Here is an 827-nt window from a genome sequence, read left to right as displayed (position 1 = left end):
CCACGGCTATGCCCTCCAGAACTTGAGACGCGTGTAAATATCGAAGGCGGCAAACCCGGCCGTGAAACCAAAGCCGTCGTTGCTGCGGGTCGTACCGCATCGGTGTTCTATTCTGTATGTTTTCCCGGCAACGACCGGCGCACCGCCGATACTTCTGGTTTGCGTGAAGTCGTTGCCGTTGTCGGTCTGCTCACTGGTGCCTGCGGTGACTTCTACGCCATCAGTGACATTGAACAGCCGGGATTGATGAACGCCAATTTTACAAGCCGGCGCACTCCATTCTACCCAACCCGCGACGGTCGGCGTGAACTGGTTCGAGGCTAGGGAAATCAGCCCGTAGGGATCGCGGACTTCGGTGTTCAGGTCTCGGGTACGCCATGCGCCCGAAGTGAAGGTGCCGCCGTTGATGCCTGACGCCTTCTGGTCTTCCATGATGGCATCGGGTGCGCCGCCACCCCATTCGGGCGCCGTAGCGGCGGCGTTCATGCGCAAGGTCTGCCCTGCCGTGCCCTTTGCGAGCCTGGCTGGAGCCTTTGCCCCACTCAGATAAAGGATGTCGCCAGCGGCGGTCGATGCTGGCAGAGGCGCGAATATCTGCGTTGCCGCTCCATCGCCAACAGCAATCACATTGTCGTCGGTGTCCCACTGGATCCGCCCTTCGGTCGTCGGAGCCGGTGTTGTGCTCTGTTCAAGCACCAGAGCCGGCCCGGATAGGGAGGTACCGGCGGGGATGGTCACCGGGCCGCCGTTCGCCCGCTGGTAGCCGACGCAAGCCCAGTTGCCGCTGCCGAGGGACCGGAGCGTCATGACATCGCCGGCCGCCGTGG

1 protein-coding gene is annotated in these 827 nt (G+C 62.8%); it reads right to left on the bottom strand.

Going from position 1 to position 827, the window contains the following annotated elements:
- Positions 1 to 6: 6 nt before the first annotated feature.
- On the bottom strand, positions 7 to 827 hold an 821-nt coding region (locus EN964_RS35950; protein ID WP_206528834.1), incomplete at its 5' end, for a hypothetical protein.

Source organism: Mesorhizobium sp. M7A.F.Ca.CA.001.10.2.1, from assembly GCF_003998575.1.
Classification (GTDB): Bacteria; Pseudomonadota; Alphaproteobacteria; order Rhizobiales; family Rhizobiaceae; genus Mesorhizobium.
Note: the sequence above shows the minus strand (reverse complement) of the source record. Positions and strands in the feature narration are given on the sequence as shown.